Genomic DNA, 19,981 nt, shown 5'->3' on the forward strand with positions numbered 1-19,981 from the left:
AGCTCTCCCCATGAAAATAAAAAACATCATTTACACCCTATTAATAATTGGATTTGTTGGATTCATTGGTTATAGAATTGCTTCGAATAAAGCAAAAAACAGCGAGCCAAAAGACAAAGAAGGAAAAGATAAACCAATTACAGTAACAGGAATAGTTGTTCTTCCTAAAACTTTTGACAATAATTTATCGCTTTCCGGTTCTATTGAGGCAAATGAACAAATTGAGATTCGATCAGAAGTATCAGGAATTGTTGAGGGTATTTATTTTCAAGAAGGAAGTAATGTATCCAAAGGGCAATTGTTGTTCAAAGTAAATGATACAGAGTTAAAAGCACAATTAACGCAAACCAGTACCAAAGAAGGTTTAGCCGCAGAAAATGAGAGAAGAGCAAAATTATTGTTGCAAAAAGAAGCGATAAGTCAAGAAGAATATGATTTTGCAAGAGCTGATTATAAATCTGCACAAGCCCAAACCCAATTAATTAAAGCTCAAATTGCCAAAACTGCTGTTCGTGCTCCTTTTTCAGGAAAAATTGGACTTCGTTCTATTTCACCAGGAACTTATATAACTCCAACAGTTTTAGTCGCAAAATTGGTTAACAGCAGTAAATTGAAAATCACTTTTTCAATTCCAGAGAAATATGCTTCCCAAGTAAAGACAAACACAACTTTGAGTTTTACAGTCGAAGGTTCGGATGAAAAATTCACTGCCAAAGTATATGCTATTGAACCTGAAGTTGCTATTACTACTAGAACTCTTCAAGTTAGGGCAATTACCGAAAACAGTCAAGGGAAATTATTGCCAGGAACATTTGCTAATGTACTTTTGCCGCTGAGTGTTATAAAAGATGCAATTGTAGTTCCAACCGAAGCTATTGTTCCTGTTCAAAATGGCAAAAAAGTATATATTTCTAAAAATGGAATGGCCAAAGAGATTATGGTTGAAACTGCCAATAGAACAGATGCTTCTATCTTGGTGCTTTCGGGCTTAAAAGCGGGAGATACTTTGTTGACAAGTGGAGTAATGTCTTTAAAAGATGAAGCCCCTATTAAGGTGATTTTAAATTCAAAAAATTAGATTTTTGATTTAAAAAAACAATCCTTTATTTCAAATTTATATAAAGTTGTATATATAGAATTGTTTTTTTAAATCTAAAATCTTTATTTATAAGTCAAAGCATACGACGCACCCAATTGATAACTAACTATATTGTCTTTAAGTAATTCAAAACTTAATTCAGCAAATTTTAATAGTTTAAAAAAAGAATATTCATTGCTAGCAGAAACATCATAAATCTAAAATCTGCGTTTTAAAATCTAAAATCTTTTAAATGAGTTTATCTACATTAAGTATAAAAAGACCTGTAATGACAATCGTTATGAATTTAACGATTATTTTATTTGGTATTATCGGTTACACTTATCTAGGTGTGCGGGAATTTCCATCTATAGATCCTGCTCAAATTTCGATACGAACCAATTATACAGGAGCCAATTCGGATATTATAGAATCACAAATTACTGAGCCTTTAGAAAAAGCAATCAATTCGATAGATGGTATTCGAAATGTAACATCTTCTAGTATTCAAGGAAGTAGTAATATAACAGTTGAATTTAATTTGAATAAAAATCTAGAGGAAGCTGCTAATGATGTTCGCGACAAAGTATCTCAAGCTATTCGAGATTTGCCGCAGGATATAGATGCTCCTCCAGTTGTTTCTAAGGCTGATGCCAATGGAGATGCAATTATTTCGATGACCGTTCAGAGTGATTCCAGAAATGCCTTGGAACTAAGTGATTATGCAGAAAATGTTATAGGCCAACGATTAGAAACAATACCAGGTGTAAGCGGAATTCAGATTTGGGGACAAAAAAGATACGCTATGCGTTTATGGATTGATCCAGTTAAATTAGCTTCGTATGGATGTACAGTATCGGAAGTTAGAGAAGCATTAAACCAGCAAAATATTGAATTACCTTCTGGAAAATTAACGGGAAGCAACACGGAACTTACTGTAAAAACGGTCGGAAATCTTTCTAAACCAGAGGAATTTAATAATATTATTATTCGCTCAGATGGAGAGAAAATTGTTCGTTTTAGCGATGTTGGTTCTGCAATTTTGGGACCCGAAAATGTAGAAACCAAAATGAGCCAATCTGGTTTACCATTGGTAGGTGTTGCCATCGTACCACTTCCGGGAGCTAATTATTTGGACATTTCTAAAGCTTTTTATAAACAATTTCAAAAGCTTAAAAAAGATTTACCCAAAGATATTAAACTAAATATTGTAATTGACAATACTATTTTTGTTAAACAATCGGTAATTGAAGTAGCTGAAACATTAGGAATTTCGATTATTTTGGTGATTTTGATTATTTTCTTGTTCTTTAGGGATTGGGCAATTGCTTTTAGACCATTAATTGATATACCAGTTTCACTTATTGCTACATTTTTCATTATGTGGCTTTTTGGCTTTTCTATTAATGTGCTTACTTTATTGGCTATTGTTCTTGCAACTGGTTTAGTTGTAGATGACGGTATTGTGGTAACCGAAAATATTTACAAAAAAGTCGAAGAAGGAATGTCACCAATTGAAGCGGCAATTAAAGGCTCGAATGAAATATTTTTTGCGGTAATTTCTATTTCAATCACCTTAGCTGCGGTATTTTTACCGGTTATTTTCCTCGAAGGTTTTGTCGGGCGATTGTTTCGGGAATTTGGTGTAGTGATTGGTGCAGCCGTTTTAATTTCAGCTTTTGTTTCTTTAACTCTAACACCCATGCTCAACGCTTATTTAATGAAAAGCGGAGAACAAAAAAAATCTAAGTTTTATATACAAACAGAACCGTATTTCGAAAAATTAAATAGTTCATATGCTGATGCTTTGAATCGTTTTATGAAGAAAAAATGGTTGAGTTTTCCCATTCTAATAGCTTGTTTTGGACTGATTTATTTGTTTTTTAATATAATTCAAAAAGAAACGGCTCCTTATGATGACCGTTCGGCTATAGTTATGTCTGTAACAGCTCCAGAGGGTTCTTCCTATGAATATACGGATCGATTTATGCAAGAAATTTCAAGATTGGTAGATGATTCTATTCCAGAAAAAAAAGTCGCTTTGGTGATAACTTCCCCAGGTTTTGGCGCTTCAACCGTAAACAGCGGTAGAGTACGTATTGCTCTAGTGGATCCTTCTGAAAGAAAGTTGAAACAAAAAGAAATTGCCGAAAAATTAACAAAAATCACTAAACAATATTCAGTTGCAAAAACGTCAGTTATTGAACAGCCAACTATTGCGGTAAATAGACGTGGTGGTTTACCCGTACAATACATTATTCAAGCACCAAATTTTGAAAAATTAAGAGAAAAAATTCCATTATTTATGGATGAAGCTGCCAAAAATGAAACTTTTTCTATAACAGATGTGAATTTAAAATTTAATAAACCCGAAATAAATGTTTCAATAAATAGAGAAAAAGCAGAGAGTTTAGGCGTTTCCGTAAAAGATATTGCTCAGACTTTGCAACTTTCACTCAGCGGACAACGTTTTGGTTATTTTATGAGAAATGGAAAGCAGTATCAAGTTATTGGCCAGTTCGAAAGACAAGATCGTTCCAAACCTTTGGATTTAACTTCAATGTATGTAAAAAATAGCAAAGGACAACTCATTCAAATGGACAATGTGGTTACTATTGAAGAGCAAAGTAATCCGCCACAATTGTATCATAATAATAGATATATGTCGGCGACAGTTTCTGCAGGTCTCGCTCCAGGCAAAAGTATAAGCGATGGAATTGATGCAATGAATGAAATTAAAGCCAAAGTACTCGATGATTCTTTTACAACCGATTTAGGGGGAGAATCTAGAGATTTTGTTGAAAGTAGTTCGAATACTTCTTTTGCTTTCGGATTGGCATTGTTACTCATATTTTTAATATTAGCAGCACAATTTGAAAGCTTTATAGATCCTTTTATTATTATTTTGACAGTGCCAATGGCTGTTGCTGGTGCTTTATTTTCACTTTGGTTGTTCAATCAAACTTGGAATATTTTTAGTCAAATTGGAACCATTATGTTGATTGGATTGGTAACCAAGAACGGAATATTAATTGTGGAATTTGCCAATCAATTGCGTGAACAGGGAAAATCAAAATTAGAAGCAATTCTAGAAGCTTCGGAAGCGCGGTTACGTCCTATTTTAATGACAAGTTTGGCTATATCCTTGGGTGCATTGCCTATCGCATTATCTTTAGGAGCAGCATCAACCAGCAGAATTGGAATGGGAGTTGTCATTGTAGGAGGTACTATTTTTTCATTGGTACTTACTTTATTTGTAATTCCGGCTTTGTATTTAATGTGGTCTAAAGCAAGAAAGCATTATCCTGAATTTGACCATATTGACGAATATGAAAACGAAGTAAAAAAATAAATTTTCAATTGATTAAAGAAATGGTTTTAATTCAAAAAAAATCAATTCTTTGATAATATAAATGAAAGTAAATAATTATGATAAATACCAAACTATTTTTTAGAAGTCTACTGTTGCTTTTCTTTTGCTTTGCAATAGGAAATGCACAAGGAATTTTAACATTAGAAAATGCCATTAAAATTGCATTGGAAAACAATTATGAAATAAAAATTGCCGACAATAATTTAAAAATGGATAAAACCAATGTTGCCATTGGTAATGCCGGAATGCTACCATCAATTAGCGCCAATGCATCTGATAATAAAAGTGTTCAAAATACTTCGCAAACTCGTTTAGATGGTACTACAGTTGAATTAAAAAATGCTCAGAATAATAATTTAAATTATGGTGTAGGTTTAGACTGGACCATTTTTGATGGTTTAAAAATGTTTGCCCGATTCGATCAATTGAAAGAATTACAAAATTTGAGCGATGCACAGTTAAAAAAGACTATTGTAAATACCGTAAGTAGTGTAAATTCTGTTTATTATGATTTGATTCAAGAACAACAAAAACTAGAAGATTTGGATTCTACAATAGTAATTTCCAAGAAAAGATTAGAATTCACAAAAAATCGTTATACCATAGGAAAAGGTTCAAAACTGGATGTTTTAAATGCTCAAGTTGATTTGAATACCGATCTTGGAAATTTATTAAAAGAAAAACAGATTTATGCCAACGCAAAAACACTTTTAAATAAAATATTGGCTAGAGATTTAAAAAGCGATTTTATTGTTTCTAAGAATATAACCGTTGATAGAAAATTACAGCTATCAGAATTATTAGCATTGGCAGAAAAACAAAACCCTGAATTGATTATTCAAATCATTAATAAAAAGGTATCAGAATTGGATTTAAAGCAAATTAAAGCGGATCGCTATCCAATTGTACAAGTAAATACGGGATACAATTTTAATGAATCAACTTCTAGCCTTGGTTTTAATACCCAATCTTCTGCGCGCGGATTGAATTATGGTTTTACAGCTTCATTAAATTTATTTGATGGAAATGCTCAAAACAGAAATGAAAAAATTGCTAAAATGCAAGTAGAAAATTCAAAGTTAGTAATTGAACAGCAAACAATTAACTTGCAGAGTAACTTGACAGTGGCTTTTCAAATTTATTTAACCAATTTAGATTTGATTGATTTAGAAGAAAACAATACAGCCATTTCAAAACAAAATCTAGATATTACAGCCGAAAAATTCAAAATAGGAACAATAACTTCTGTTGAATTTAGAGCCGCTCAATTGAATTATATCAATTCAAAAATTCGTTTGAGTACAGCACAATTTCAAGCAAAATTATCCGAAATTACTTTAAGGGAACTCGCAGGAAATCTTCAGTTTTAAGAGATTTTCTTAATTAAAATACCCGATTCTTATAACCTTTCTATAGAATTTGATGCTTTTTTTGGTTTTTATTAATCGCGTTCAACAACATTAAAAATTAAAAATATAAAAAAACATGTTGAGGAAAAAATTTAAATACAGCGTTGAACTTTGTTGTAATAGTTTTAAACTTTGATACAAACTAGCTTTGACCCTCAAGAAACATTGATTATATTTGCAGTCTTAAAAATTTTACAATTTAATTACAATTATTCCAAAACAACCTGGAATCAATAGTAGTGGTACTTATTAAATAAAAAACAAATATTAGCTTCGCATGAAAATATCATATAACTGGTTAAAACAGTTCATTAAAATAGATTGGAAATCAGATGAAACAGCTGCATTGCTTACTGATTTAGGACTTGAAGTTGAAATCGTAGAAAAATACCAATCCGTAAAAGGTGGATTGGAAGGAATTGTAGTGGGACATGTTCTTACTTGTATTCCACACCCGGATGCCGATCGATTGAAAATAACCACTGTTGATCTTGGAGATGGAGTTCCTTTGCAAATTGTTTGTGGTGCCAGTAATGTTGACGCGGGACAAAAAGTGCCTGTAGCTACTATTGGTACTGTATTATATGATAAAGATGGAAGTTCTTTTACCATTAAAAAAGGAAAAATAAGAGGACAAGAAAGCCATGGAATGATTTGTGCCGAAGATGAATTGGGTCTTGGCGAAGGTCATGAAGGAATTATGGTGCTTGATAATGCAATTCCAGCTGGTACATTGGCTTCTACAGTTTTTAAAATTGAAAATGACGAAGTTTTCGAAATTGGTTTAACACCAAACCGTGCAGATGCAATGAGTCACTTTGGAACAGCACGTGATTTAAGGGCTGGATTAATCCAAACAGGTATTAATGTAGAATTAATTACTCCATCGGTAAGTAATTTTAGAGTCGATAAAAGAACTCTAAAAATTGATGTTGATGTAAAAGACATTCAATTGGCTCCAAGATATTGTGGAGTAACTATTTCAGGAATTACTGTTAAAGAATCTCCAGATTGGTTAAAAAATAGATTAAAAGCAATTGGAATCAATCCAAAGAATAATATTGTTGACGTCACTAATTATGTATTACATGATTTAGGTCAACCTCTTCACGCCTTTGATGCTGGAAAAATTACTGGAAAAATCATAGTGCAAACCCTTCCGGGCGGAACAAAGTTCACAACATTAGATGACATAGAAAGAACTTTGCATGAAGAAGACTTAATGATTTGTGACGAAAAAGGCCCTATGTGTATCGCTGGTGTTTTTGGTGGTAAAAAATCTGGAGTTTCTGAAACTACTAATTCTATCTTCCTTGAAAGTGCCTATTTTAATCCAGTAAGCATTCGAAAATCAGCCAAAAGACATCAATTAAATACAGATGCTTCTTTTCGATTTGAAAGAGGTATTGATCCAACAATAACAGAATATGCTTTAAAAAGAGCAGCCTTATTAATACAAGAAGTAGCGGGGGGGGAAATTACATCTGACATTGTTAATATATACCAAAAGAAGATCGAAGATTTTGCCGTGTTTTTAAATTTTAAAAATGTAGCAAGAATTATTGGACAAGAATTGCCTAAAGATACAATTAAACAAATTTTAGCTTCGTTAGAAATTAAAGTAAATAGTATTTCAGATGCTGGTTTGGGTTTGACTATTCCTGCTTATAGAGTTGATGTACAAAGAGAAATCGATGTTATCGAGGAAATTTTGAGAGTCTACGGATATAATAATATTCTGTTCTCCAAAAAATTGAATGCTACCGTTTCAAATTCTCCACGAAATGAGGATTATAAAGTGCAAAACATTGTTGCTTCTCAATTAAACTCACAAGGATTTAATGAGATGATGGCCAATTCATTGACAACAGCTTCTTATGTACAACTTTCTGAAATGCTAAAAGAAGAGTATAATGTGACAATGCTAAATCCATTGAGTAGTGATTTGGCAACAATGCGCCAATCTTTATTGTTTTCTGGATTGGAAGCTATATCGTATAACATTAACCGAAAAAATTCCGATTTAAAATTATTTGAATTTGGGAAATCGTATCATAAATTCCTATCCGGTTATGAGGAAATTAAACATTTAACATTATTTCAAACAGGAAATAGAAACCAAGAGAATTGGGCAAGTCCCCAAAAACCTTCCGATTTCTTTTTGTTCAAAGGATATATTGAAGGAATTTTATCAAGATTAGGGATTTCAAATGCAAAAAATGTTGCAGTAAATACAGATGTGTTTTCAGAAGGAATTGCTTTAGGAATAGGTAGTGATATTTTGGTTGAATTTGGTGTTGTTAAGAAATCAGTTCTAAAACATTTCGGAATCAAACAAGAAGTTTTCTATGCCGATTTTAATTGGGCTATAGTTTTAAAATTAATGTCTAGTAAAATTAAATACACTGAAATTCCAAAATATCCTGAAGTTCGCAGAGATTTGGCTTTATTAGTAGATCAAAGTGTATCATATGATTCAATTTATAATATTGCAAGACAAACCGAAAAGGCATTGTTAAAAGATATTAATTTATTTGATGTCTACGAAGGACAAAATTTACCAGAAGGTAAAAAATCCTATGCTTTGAGTTTTATCATACAAGATACAACCAAAACGCTAGAAGATGCTCAAATTGACAAAATTATGAATAAACTGAAAAAGAATTTTGAAACAGAACTTGGTGCAAGTTTGAGATAAAATCTTTTTACTATTTATGAAAAACCTAATTTCAATTAAGAAATTAGGTTTTTTTTATATCTTAAAATCTGTGCCAATCTGTGAAATGGGTGTCGTTTTTTTTGATAAATTACAAATTCTTAATCACAAATTCACTTCTTCTGTTTAATTCGTGTTGCTCTTCATCACAGGAATCTTCTGGAATGCATTTTACAATTGGAACCGATTCACCATAACCTTTGGCAGAAATTCTATTTTTTGGTATTCCTTGTTCCAAAATATAGGTTCTTGTAGCATCTGCTCTTTTTTGAGAAAGGTCTTTGTTGAATTTATCATTCCCGCGATTGTCAGTATGCGAACCAATTTCAACCACCATTTCTGGATATTTATTCATCAGTTCCACCACACGATTTAATATTTTTTTGGATTCTTTTCGAATATACCACATATTATAATCAAAATAAATTGGATCGGTCTTGATGATTAAACGGTCTCTATCTTTTACAACATCTTTCTCGGCGGCAACAATGGCAGCTGTTTTTTCTTTTTTCTTGGCTTCTGCTATTTCTTTAGCCTTTTGATCTGCAATCAATTTGTCTTTTCTCAATTGTTGCACTGCTGCTATATCTGCCAATTTCCTCGCTTCAAGTGCAATAGCATCTTCTTTTTTCTTTAGTTTTAGAGCATTGACATCAGCTATTTTCTTTTCCTGTAGAGCAATTGCATCTACTTTCTTTTTCTTTTCCAAAGCAACCAATTCGGCAGCTTTCAATTGTTGCGCTATAAGTAAATCGGCAGCAACTTTTTTATCCAAAGCCACTTGCTCTTCCTTTTTGATAATTTCTAAGGAACGAATTTCCATAGAACCATCATTTACTTTGTTTCTTTCTCCTGAAATATTGAAGCTTTTTGAATTTTCAGTATAATTTTCTTTGGTAGCAAATACCGAATAATTGGATTCACATTCTATTGTAAAACTAAATTTCCCATCGGCTGAAGTTATTGCTTTTTCCAGCTCTTGATTCGAAGTGTTTTTCAAAATTACAATTGCATTTTCAAGTGCTAAATGGGAATCCACATCAGTAATAACACCAGCAATATATTGTTTGCAATCTTCAATCAGTAAATCTTTGGTTTCTTTCAAAGAATAAATATCATCTTTCCCTTTACCTCCTAGCCTGTCGGATGAAAAATAACCTTCCTTGGAGTCCGAATCAATATAATAAGCAAAATCGTCATAACCCGAATTTACAGGTAATCCTACATTTGAAGCTTTGGAATACGAATTACTTTGAATATCGGAAACAAAAATATCCAAACCACCATAACCTTCAAGCCCATTGGAAGAAAAGTACAATTTGTTGTCTTTGGAAATAAATGGAAATTGTTCTCTCTTGGATGTATTTATCTTATCTCCTAAATTTATTGGAGTACCAAAACTAAAACCATCTACTGTTACGCTAAAAATATCCAATGAGCCCAATGTTCCAGGCATATCCGATGCAAAATACAATGTTTTTTCATCTGGACTTAAGGCAGGATGTTCGACTGAATAATCTGGGCTATTGAAAGGCAAAGTTTTAATATTGATCCATTTGCCGTTGACTAACTCAGCTCTAAAAATCTGAATATTCGAAATTTTGTCTGCATTCTTTCCTCTTCTTCCATTATTAGAATTGTTTCGAGTAAAATACATTGTTTTGCCATCTTTGGTGAAAATAGCATTAGATTCGTGCATAGGCGATTTTAAATCTTTAGAAAAATAGCTTACTATAGAATCATTTGCATTTATATTTTTTAATGAAATACTAACTAAATTAAGATATGATTCATTATTCCATTTGTACTTTTTGTCCAATAGAGTTGGTTTCTTTTTAACCGCTGCAAATACTAAATTATCCCCCAAAACAACCCCTCCAAATTCTGATTTTTTTGTGTTTAATGCCAAATTTTGAATCGAAAATCGTTCGCCAATAGCAGTCACATTTTTAAGTTCTTTTATATCCCTTTCTAATTTTTCAATCGCTGCTTTATTATTTGAACCCAAATAAAATTTTCGCATTAAATCATTTGCTTCTGCGTATTTTCCCCTGGCTTTCAGCGTTTTAGAATATCTAAAATAATATCCTTCGTCCAAATTTTTGTTTTGAGCTAATAAGGAATATTGTTCTTGAGCTTTATTATAATCATTAGTAAAATAATAACAATCACCTAGTTTTTGAATTACATCAACGCTCTGATTTTTAACCATTACCTTTTCATACAAAGGAATAGCAGCGCTATAATAGGTTTTACCAAATAAAACATTTGCCCTTTGCAAATCCTGCTTTTGGGCTTTTGCAAATTGGATTGAAAATACGAAAAGGAGTATGTATATATATTTCATGTTTACTTTTTTAGAAGAACCTAGGTGATTTATCATACCCTTTACCCAATAAATCCAAATTGTATAAGAGTACAATTTCGTGAGAACCCGAATTAAACTGACTTAGATTTGAGGTGGTGTAATCATAAGAATACCCTATTCTTAAACTAGGTGTTACATTGACATTCATTAGTATACTAACCGAATCACCAAATCGATAAGCTGCTCCAAGTTCAAATTTTTCATTGTATAACACATTGGCTGTCAGGTCAACAGAAACCGGAGCGCCTTTTACAAAAATGGACATAAAAGCAGGTTTGAATTTGAAGTTTTCATCAATATCAAAAACATAACCTCCAGTAAAATAAGTATGTATTTCTTGTGGTCCAAACGAATTAATAGGAGCTCTTGATTTGATATGTTCTGCCGAAAGCAAGTTGGGTATTGAAATACCAACATAATAATTATCGGTAAAATAATACCCTCCTACTCCGATATTGGGTACTGTTTCATTTGTGTTTTGAGAAAATGCATCATCGGTAGAAATATTACCACTATTCAATTGAAAGCCATTAAAATTGGTGCTTATGGAAGAAAAACCAGCTTTTAGTCCAAATGAAATTTTTTGTTTTTCATTCAATTGAAGGATATAGGCAAAATCAGCAAAGAAATTGGTTTCCTTTTTGGCGCCATCACCAATATCATCAGAAATTAAAGAGAACCCTGTTTCTATCTTTTCATTTATTGGTGTATGAGCAAAGAGTGTTAGCGTTTTTGGGGCTCCTTTAATTCCAGACCATTGGTAACGATACAAACTTCCTAAATTAAGTATGGAAGGTGTATTGGTAACATAGGCTGGATTTACTGCACTCATATTTGTCATATACTGCGTAAAATGAGGGTCTTGCTGTGCGGATGCCTTTAGTATAGAAAGGAAAAAAAACACTAGAAGTATTATTTTCTTCATTAGAATAAATTTTATAAGTAAAAAATTGAATTATCGGTTTAAATAAAGTTGGCCTTGTTTTGGAGACAAATTGTCTTTATTATAATTGATAACATAAAAATAAACTCCTGTTGGTGCGTCACCATTAATAAAGCTGGAATTGGAATTTTTTCCGTCCCAAGCAGGTTTGTAGATATTGCCTTTAAACATCAAATTGCCATAGCGATTGTAAATTTCTAAAGTATAATTAGGGAATAAAAATTCGATATCAACTATTTCAAAGGTTTCATTTACTCCATCTCCATTTGGTGAAAATCCATCAGGAATCAAGAAGTTATCTTCTGTTGCGGTACAATCGGTTAGAGTAACCGTTGCTACCAATGGATTGGAATAACAGTTTGTATTTGTATCTAAATTAAAACCATAATAAGTTGTTCCTTCCAAAAGCAACTCGCTATTAGTCAGTACCGTGCCATTTGTAGCTGAATCATACCAGGTTAAATTACTATTCGAATTTGTATTGTTTGATAAATTAAGAATAGTAGGTTTATCTATTCCGCAAAATTTTTGCCCGTTTTGATTTAAAGTTGGAGAAGGCACAACATTTATAAACACATTAATTGAAGCCGCAGCTGATTCACATCCAGTTGTACCATTAGCTTCTTTTACATAATAAGTACCTGAAACCAAAAGTTTATTACTAGCCAATGGTGTTGAATTAGAAAGTGAATCATACCATTTGTATTGATTCCCATTTGGATTTAAACTGGCTACCGTTTTTAAATCTGTCTCACAAAATTTTTGATCAGTTGCAATTGGAATATTAGGTATTGTATTTATATCAAAACTTTTGGATATTGGACTTGGAAATAGTGCTGAACAACTATTTGATACATTGGTTAAATTATTTATATTCAAAGTATTATTGCCATTTGCTGAAAGCGAAGATGCTGGAATTAAAAAATTTGTTTTACCCCCACTTACTGCCAAAGAAACTGTTTGAGAACCTATTGTATTAGCTCCATTTACAGCATAGCTCAATGTGATATTCGTTAAAGTTCCCAATCCAGTAATATCAACATTTACGTTTTGACCCAAACATCCATCTTTGACATTCACAACCATATTTGTGACATCTGGTACCGCATTGACAACAAAAACTTTCGTTAGAGTAGAACTGTTGGTACAAAGTGTCAATGAATTTGTAATATTGGTAATTGATAGCGTAGTATTTCCTGCATTTGCAATTAAGTTGGACGCAATTTGAAATGATCCCAAACTGCCAGCAATAGTTAAAATTGCAGATTTGGCTGAAACAATATTAGCGCCTGTTAAATTGTAAAGAATATCATAATTCCCGTCCGCCAAATTGGAAGCTCCAGAAAAATTGACCATAGCATTGAATCCTTGGCAAATAGGCAAAATTGTAAGTGTTGCATTATTGATTTGTGGTGTACTATTGATTTGTACTGCAATCATTTGTAAAGGAGATTCACATTTTGTCAACGCATTTACGTCTTTTACAATGTAATTTTCAGATAGTAATGGAGTTGTACTTATTAATGGAACTGTACTTAATGCAGAATCGAACCATTGATATTGTGCACCTTGTGGTTGTAAATTGGCAACTGTTGGAGTATCAGCAGTACAAAAATTTTGGTCAATTGCAACAGGAATTGCTGGAATTGGATTTACAGTAAAATCTTTAGGAATTAATGTTGTAATCGAACAACCAGTTAATACATTGGTCACTTTGGTAATAGTAAATGTCTTCAATCCAACATTTGGAATATCTGCCGCTGGAATAACAAAACTCTTTGTGCCTCCAACAACAGTCAACGCTAAAGTTTGAGTTAATACAGAATTGACTCCAGAAATTAAATAATCTATAGAAATATCCGTCAAAGAACCTAAGCCAGTCAGGTCAATTGTTGCAGGCAGTCCTTGACAAATATCTTTTATGACAATGGTCAAATTTGAAACATCAGGTAAAGGATTTACAGTAAATTCTTTATTCAATGTCGACAAATTGGTACAACCAGTTGTAGTATTAGTGATTTTGGTAATGGTAACAGTCGTTTTACCTGATTTAGGTATTAAACCACTTGAAATTGGAAAAGAAGAAACTCCTCCAATAACATTCATAACACCCGAAACTCCACTTATTATATTTAATCCTGTCAAATTGTATAAAATATCATAAGTCCCATCGGTAAGATTTGAAGTTCCCGAAAAAGCTACTGTTACATCTTCATTTTGGCATACAGGATTAATCGTTAGTGTCGCATTGTTAATTTTAGGAATTGGGTTAATTTGAATCACTCCTGAAATTAACGGAATTATATTGTTACAAATATTAAGTGTTGACCCACTAACAATATTTGTAACGGTTATGGTATAATCTCCAGAAGCAGAAAAATTACTTCTATCAATTGGAAAAGTCAAAACATTATTAAAAAAGCTACTAGTTTTAGTTATTGGTGATCCATTACCCGATATTGTATAGGTCACGGAATAGGTTCCGTCTGGAATATCTGTAACATTTTGTATAGTTCCAGAAAATGCAGTTGTTGCAATTTCATTTTCACAAATTGGAGTATTTAAGTTTAAAGTGGCTCCTGTATAATCAAGTAGTTTTTCTATTGTGATATCGACATTCGAGGTTTCATCATCACAAACATTATTATCTGTGAATACCGTATACGTAAAACGATAACTTCCTGGACCTTTGGTATTATAAATATTTTGGATATCAACAGTAGAATCTGTATCGTCGTTATTGTCAATTTCATCAGTTAAGACTTCGGTCCAAACTCCACCTTGGTCTTCACCTGTTAATAGATCATTTAAATTAAAATTGGTATAAGAACTTAACCCATTAGAGCACAATCTTAAATCAGTAGGAATTCCAGGTTCCGGAGAACGATAAATTGTAACAAAAACTTTAGCATCAGGAGGTGCCGCACAAGAACCTATAGCGGGTATTGAATACGTATATTCGTAAGTAGTATCATAATTTAAATTTGTAGCATTTAGAATATTTTTGGTTAAACCCACAGCACTTGTATTTCCAACCCAAGTGCCTCCAGACTGAGGTGCTAGAAAGCTACCATTAAAAGCCTCAAATAAATTATAGGCCATATTGGCATTACAAATCGAAGAATTGAGCGCAGGTACCCCTGTGTATCCTCCAATGGTAACGGTTACAATGGCAGTGTTATCAAGACAACCAGAAACTCCAGTAACGGTATAAGTATAATGATACACACCACTTTTTCTGATTAATTGTGCATTTAGAATACCCGTTGTTTTATCAAATCCTCCTGATTTATCATCATCTTTCCATGTTCCTCCAAGAGTATGACCTAAGTCTAATATTAGATTAAGATCAATATTTTGACTAGCAGGATTTGTAATATCACAAACATCAATGGATTTGTCATTTCCTGCACATTGCGCATTTACTTTTGTAGAGCATAAAAAAAATATATAGAAACTTAAACAAACGTAGCATATAAAATGTTTTGACGAAAATAGTTTTGGAATCATATAAAATGTAGGATTTTCCCAAAAATAAACATTTTCTCATAACTTAACATACATTTAACTTAATATTTAAGATATTTTTTTTTAATAATACATTCTTTAGTGAAATAATTCAAAATAGTAGTTGATATAAATAATTATACTTTCGTCATTTAATAGTAATATAAGAACTGAAATTTATTGTGATTAAATATAGCACAAAAAACAGCCCCACATTGCTGTGGGACCTTCTATATTCAAAAAATCAAGAAATTATTTTTTTTCTGATTTTTTTAAAATTTAGTTTTTTATAAACTTCATACTTGAACTTCCTTTGTCTGATTTTATTTTTATAAAATAATTTCCAGAACTTAAATTAGATACATCAATTTTTGAAGTATTTTTTAAATTAGGAAGCGCAATTACCATTTGTCCCAAAATGTCATAAACAGCAATGGATTGAATTTCGACATTCTGAATTTCAGAAATGTTTAAAACTTCATCTGCTGGAATTGGATACACTTTAAAATAATTAGAAAATTCAAAGTCTTGTGTTCCTAAAGTTGTCGCAAATTTAGTTGTCGCTTTATTAGTTAACACAGGGAAATTATAATCAAAATAGATGTTAGCTTCATTATCAAATGAATCTCCTACTTTCAAAGTCGATTTGGTTTTGATCTTAAAAGCAATATAACCGTCATTGTTGGCATCATCAAAAGGAAGATTAATATTCTCAAAAATAAACTCCACTTTATTGCCGTCAGAAATTTTAGTGATGTACGAATGGCTGGCATCATTTGGAACCAAAGTCGAAATATCGAATTTTGATAAGTCAATCATATCTTTTACAACAATATTCTGTGCAGCATAATTTCCAGTATTTTCAAAACGGATTAAATAATGTACATATTCACCAATTAAACTCGGAGTAATAACATCACCTTCTAAACACGTTTTGTCATTTGGATCTAAAGAACCTACAACTGTATGATTCAAAACAAACATATTGTCATTTGGATTTTCATCAACATCAGCTGAGTTTACTGTTGCTGTATAATGCAAAACAGTGCCGCTATTTACTGCTGGAGTTTCCATCGGACTATTTACATTTAAAGTAAAGGTAATTTCACGAGTTTCAAATGGCTTTAAATCGGAGAAATTCCAAGATAAACTATTTGTGTTTTGACTAGAAACTATAGGATTCGAAACCACTACATCCAAAACAGCATCGTCAAAAGATAAATTAACAGTTCCTGATTGAGCTACATTTCCTTTGTTTTTGTAAACTAGTTTATACTTTGAATCAAAACCAGGTCTAGCCACTTCTAATGGAATTAAGGTGATTTCTAAATCAGGATGTACACCATTTGCAGTAATACAAAAATCTTGAATAAATGGACTCGTTTGTGATGGGAAATCAACATTTACTGTTGAAGGTGATACACTAAAAAATGATGAATTTTCTACAATAATAGGGGTAATAATATGTTTTCCTTCTTGAGGATGAAGGTTGTAGTTTCCTGATTTATCACTTATGAAATCTTGAGTTATTATTCCGTTTGTAATATTAAATTTCAGGAATGGATATATAGGATCTTCATTATCACATCCATTATTATTAGAATCCCATTTCTGACTACCATTTATACTATAAGATATTCCGCCTGGTATAAAAGTACAATAGGAGCTTATCACACATTTACCTCTTAATTCAGGATAGTTATAATCCATTCCAGCCTTCATATTTTCTAATTGAAATTCATCTACACAAATGTATTTTAATAAATTTTCACCTATGTTATTTCCTACATATATACTTTCGTAACTTCCGTTTTTTACAAATACAGAATTTAATAGATAATTATTGGAAAGATAAATGATTTTAGCACTATGCATTTCAGAAGCATCAAGTGTTGTAAGTTGATTGTCTCTACAATCTAAATATTCCAATTTATCAATTCCTGACATTTTTAAATCAGAAATATTTGAACCTCTACAATCAATATCTATTAGACTTGGTAGATTTTGCAATAATAAAGTGGTTGAGATTATATAGCTATTTGATTCATTAAATCCTACACAATGAACTGTCTCCAAGGAAGGTAAATTTGCAATTGTTAAATCGTTAAGAGCATTATGTGCACAATTTAAACTTTTAAGAGCGGTAAGTCCTGTTAAATCTAATTTAGCAATTCCATTATTATAGCAGTTCAAATAAGTTAACTTTGAAAGCCCAGCAAGATCTAACATATTTAAACGAGTAGAATTGCAATCTAAATACTGTAAATTTTTTAAATTTGAAATATTAATTTTTTTAAGGTTAACATTCCCTTGTATTTTAAGAGACCTGAGATTAGTGAAATATTCTATTCCTGTTATATCAGTTATATAGGGATGATTTTCTTCAACAATGCCATACGCATCTAACGCTTCAATAACATCAATTTCTTTGTCCCCATTTTTATCAAGTTTAATATCTTCTCCATTAATACCCTTAACAGCATAATAATTTACAACATTATTTTTAAATGATGCATCGGGAAAATTAATAATCTGTGCACTCAATCCATTAAAAAAACAAAAAGCCAGAACTAAAAAGTAGATTTTTTTCATAAGTAAATATTTAGAAAAGCAAATATATACTTTTGAAATTATTTAACACTTTTTCTTATTAAAAAAAATATAATAATTACAAAAAAAAAGCCCCACATTGCTGTGGGGCTTTCTATATTCAAAAAATCAAGAAATTATTTTTTCTCTGATTTTTCCATTTTAGCTTTCAATGCAGCCAATACATCATTGTTATCTCCTAAAGTTGCAGCTGGTGCGTTTGTAGATGATGCAGATGAAGTATTTTCAGTTACAGCTTTCACGTTTTTCTCTTCTTCTTCACGGAAGATAGCAGTGTGAGATGCAACTACTCTTTTGAATTCTTTGTTGAATTCAATTACTTTGAAATCAGCAGTATCACCTTTTTTCAATTTCTTACCGTCTTCTTTTTCAAGGTGACGAGTAGGAATGAAAGCAACGATATCATCTCCGAATTCTACAGTAGCTCCTTTGTCAACGATTTCAGAAATTTCACCATTGTGGATAGTTCCTACAGCGAAAGAATCTTCGTATTGATCCCAAGGATTAGCAGTAGTTTGTTTGTGACCTAAAGATAATTTACGTCCATCAACATCTAATTCTAATACTACAACATCAAGTTTTTCACCAACATTTACAAATTCAGATGGGTGTTTGATTTTCTTAGTCCAAGATAAGTCAGAGATGTAAATTAATCCATCAATTCCTTCTTCTAATTCTACGAAAATTCCAAAGTTTGTAAAGTTTCTAACGATACCTGTATGTTTAGAACCTACTGGGTATTTAGCAGTGATATCAGTCCAAGGATCTTGAGTCAATTGTTTGATACCTAATGACATTTTACGGTCATCTCTATCTAATGTTAAGATAACAGCTTCAACAACATCTCCAACTTTTACGAAATCTTGAGCAGAACGTAAATGAGTTGACCATGACATTTCAGAAACGTGGATTAAACCTTCAACACCTTCAGCAACTTCGATAAATGCACCGTAATCAGCGATTACAACTACTTTACCGTTTACTTTATCACCAATTTTTAAATCAGCATTCAAAGCATCCCATGGGTGAGCGTTCAATTGTTTCAATCCTAATTGAATTCTTGTTTTCTCATCATCGAAATCAAGGATTACAACGTTTAATTTTTGGTCTAATTCAAGAACTTCACTTGGGTGGTTGATTCTACTCCAAGAAAGGTCAGTAATGTGAATTAATCCATCAACACCACCTAAGTCAATAAACACACCATAAGAAGTAATGTTTTTAACAACACCTTCTAATACTTGTCCTTTTTGTAATTGACCGATGATTTCTTTTTTCTGTACTTCAATATCCGCTTCAATAAGCGCTTTATGAGAAACAACAACATTTTTGAATTCGTGGTTGATTTTTACCACTTTGAATTCCATCATTTTGTTTACATATACATCGTAGTCTCTAATTGGTTTAACATCAATTTGAGATCCTGGTAAGAAAGCTTCAATTCCGAAAACGTCAACGATCATACCACCTTTAGTTCTGCATTTTACAAAACCATTAACGATTTCTCCTGTTTCGTTAGCCGAAATAACTCTATCCCATGATTTGATAGTACGTGCTTTTCTGTGAGATAATACTAATTGACCAGTTTTGTCCTCACGGATGTCAATTAATACTTCTACTTTATCACCTACTTTTAAAGCTGGGTTGTAACGGAATTCGTTTAATGAAATAACACCTTCCGATTTTGCGTTGATATCAACGATAACGTCTCTATCTGTGATTCTTACAACTACTCCTTCAACTACTTCTTCTTGGTCAGTTGCAATGAAAGTTTTTGATACTAGTTCTTCGAATTCTAATAAGTTTTTCTCATCTACTGCATCGATACCTTCTTCGAAGTTATGCCAGTTAAAATTTGCTAAAAACTCTTCTTGTGATTTTAATTGTTCAGACATGCTGATAAAAAATTTGTATTCTGTTTTTCTTGAGTTTCTCAAAGCGATAGAAAAAACAGAAGTTGTTTTACTTAAATTGTTG

At 31.9% G+C, this 19,981-nt stretch carries 9 protein-coding genes; 4 read left to right on the forward strand and 5 right to left on the reverse strand.

The window, feature by feature from the left end; genetic code table 11:
- The first annotated feature begins 10 nt into the window (after positions 1-10).
- From OYT91_RS04570 to pheT, 4 genes are all read left to right on the forward strand, one after another.
- Complete coding sequence (locus OYT91_RS04570; protein WP_281239697.1) at positions 11-1,078, forward strand: efflux RND transporter periplasmic adaptor subunit; 1,068 nt, start codon at positions 11-13, stop codon at positions 1,076-1,078.
- A 253-nt stretch (positions 1,079-1,331) separates the two neighbouring features.
- Positions 1,332-4,430, forward strand: coding sequence for an efflux RND transporter permease subunit (locus tag OYT91_RS04575; RefSeq protein ID WP_281239698.1), 3,099 nt, complete (start codon positions 1,332-1,334; stop codon positions 4,428-4,430).
- 77 nt (positions 4,431-4,507) lie between these two features.
- Entirely contained in the window at positions 4,508-5,821 is a 1,314-nt protein-coding gene (locus OYT91_RS04580; protein WP_281239699.1) for a TolC family protein, read from the forward strand.
- Between the two features lie 316 nt (positions 5,822-6,137).
- Positions 6,138-8,558: a phenylalanine--tRNA ligase subunit beta gene (pheT, locus tag OYT91_RS04585; RefSeq protein ID WP_281239700.1), complete on the forward strand. Its 2,421-nt coding sequence runs from the start codon at positions 6,138-6,140 to the stop codon at positions 8,556-8,558.
- 109 nt (positions 8,559-8,667) lie between these two features.
- On the opposite strand, the gene OYT91_RS04590 is transcribed toward pheT, so the two are convergent.
- The 5 genes from OYT91_RS04590 to rpsA form a co-directional block, all read right to left on the reverse strand.
- On the reverse strand, positions 8,668-10,923 hold the full coding sequence (locus OYT91_RS04590) for an OmpA family protein (RefSeq protein WP_281239701.1): 2,256 nt from the start codon (positions 10,921-10,923) through the stop codon (positions 8,668-8,670).
- 10 nt (positions 10,924-10,933) lie between these two features.
- The gene (locus tag OYT91_RS04595; RefSeq protein WP_281239702.1) at positions 10,934-11,869 is read right to left on the reverse strand and encodes a PorP/SprF family type IX secretion system membrane protein; all 936 of its coding nucleotides are present in this window, start codon (positions 11,867-11,869) and stop codon (positions 10,934-10,936) included.
- Positions 11,870-11,899: 30 nt separating this feature from the next.
- Complete coding sequence (locus OYT91_RS04600; protein WP_281239703.1) at positions 11,900-15,397, reverse strand: gliding motility-associated C-terminal domain-containing protein; 3,498 nt, start codon at positions 15,395-15,397, stop codon at positions 11,900-11,902.
- 276 nt (positions 15,398-15,673) lie between these two features.
- The gene (locus OYT91_RS04605) at positions 15,674-17,986 is read right to left on the reverse strand and encodes a DUF7619 domain-containing protein (protein WP_281239704.1); all 2,313 of its coding nucleotides are present in this window, start codon (positions 17,984-17,986) and stop codon (positions 15,674-15,676) included.
- A 134-nt stretch (positions 17,987-18,120) separates the two neighbouring features.
- Positions 18,121-19,899, reverse strand: coding sequence for a 30S ribosomal protein S1 (rpsA, locus tag OYT91_RS04610; protein ID WP_269222827.1), 1,779 nt, complete (start codon positions 19,897-19,899; stop codon positions 18,121-18,123).
- Positions 19,900-19,981: the final 82 nt, after the last annotated feature.

The organism is Flavobacterium praedii, from assembly GCF_026810365.1.
Lineage (GTDB): Bacteria > Bacteroidota > Bacteroidia > Flavobacteriales > Flavobacteriaceae > Flavobacterium > Flavobacterium praedii.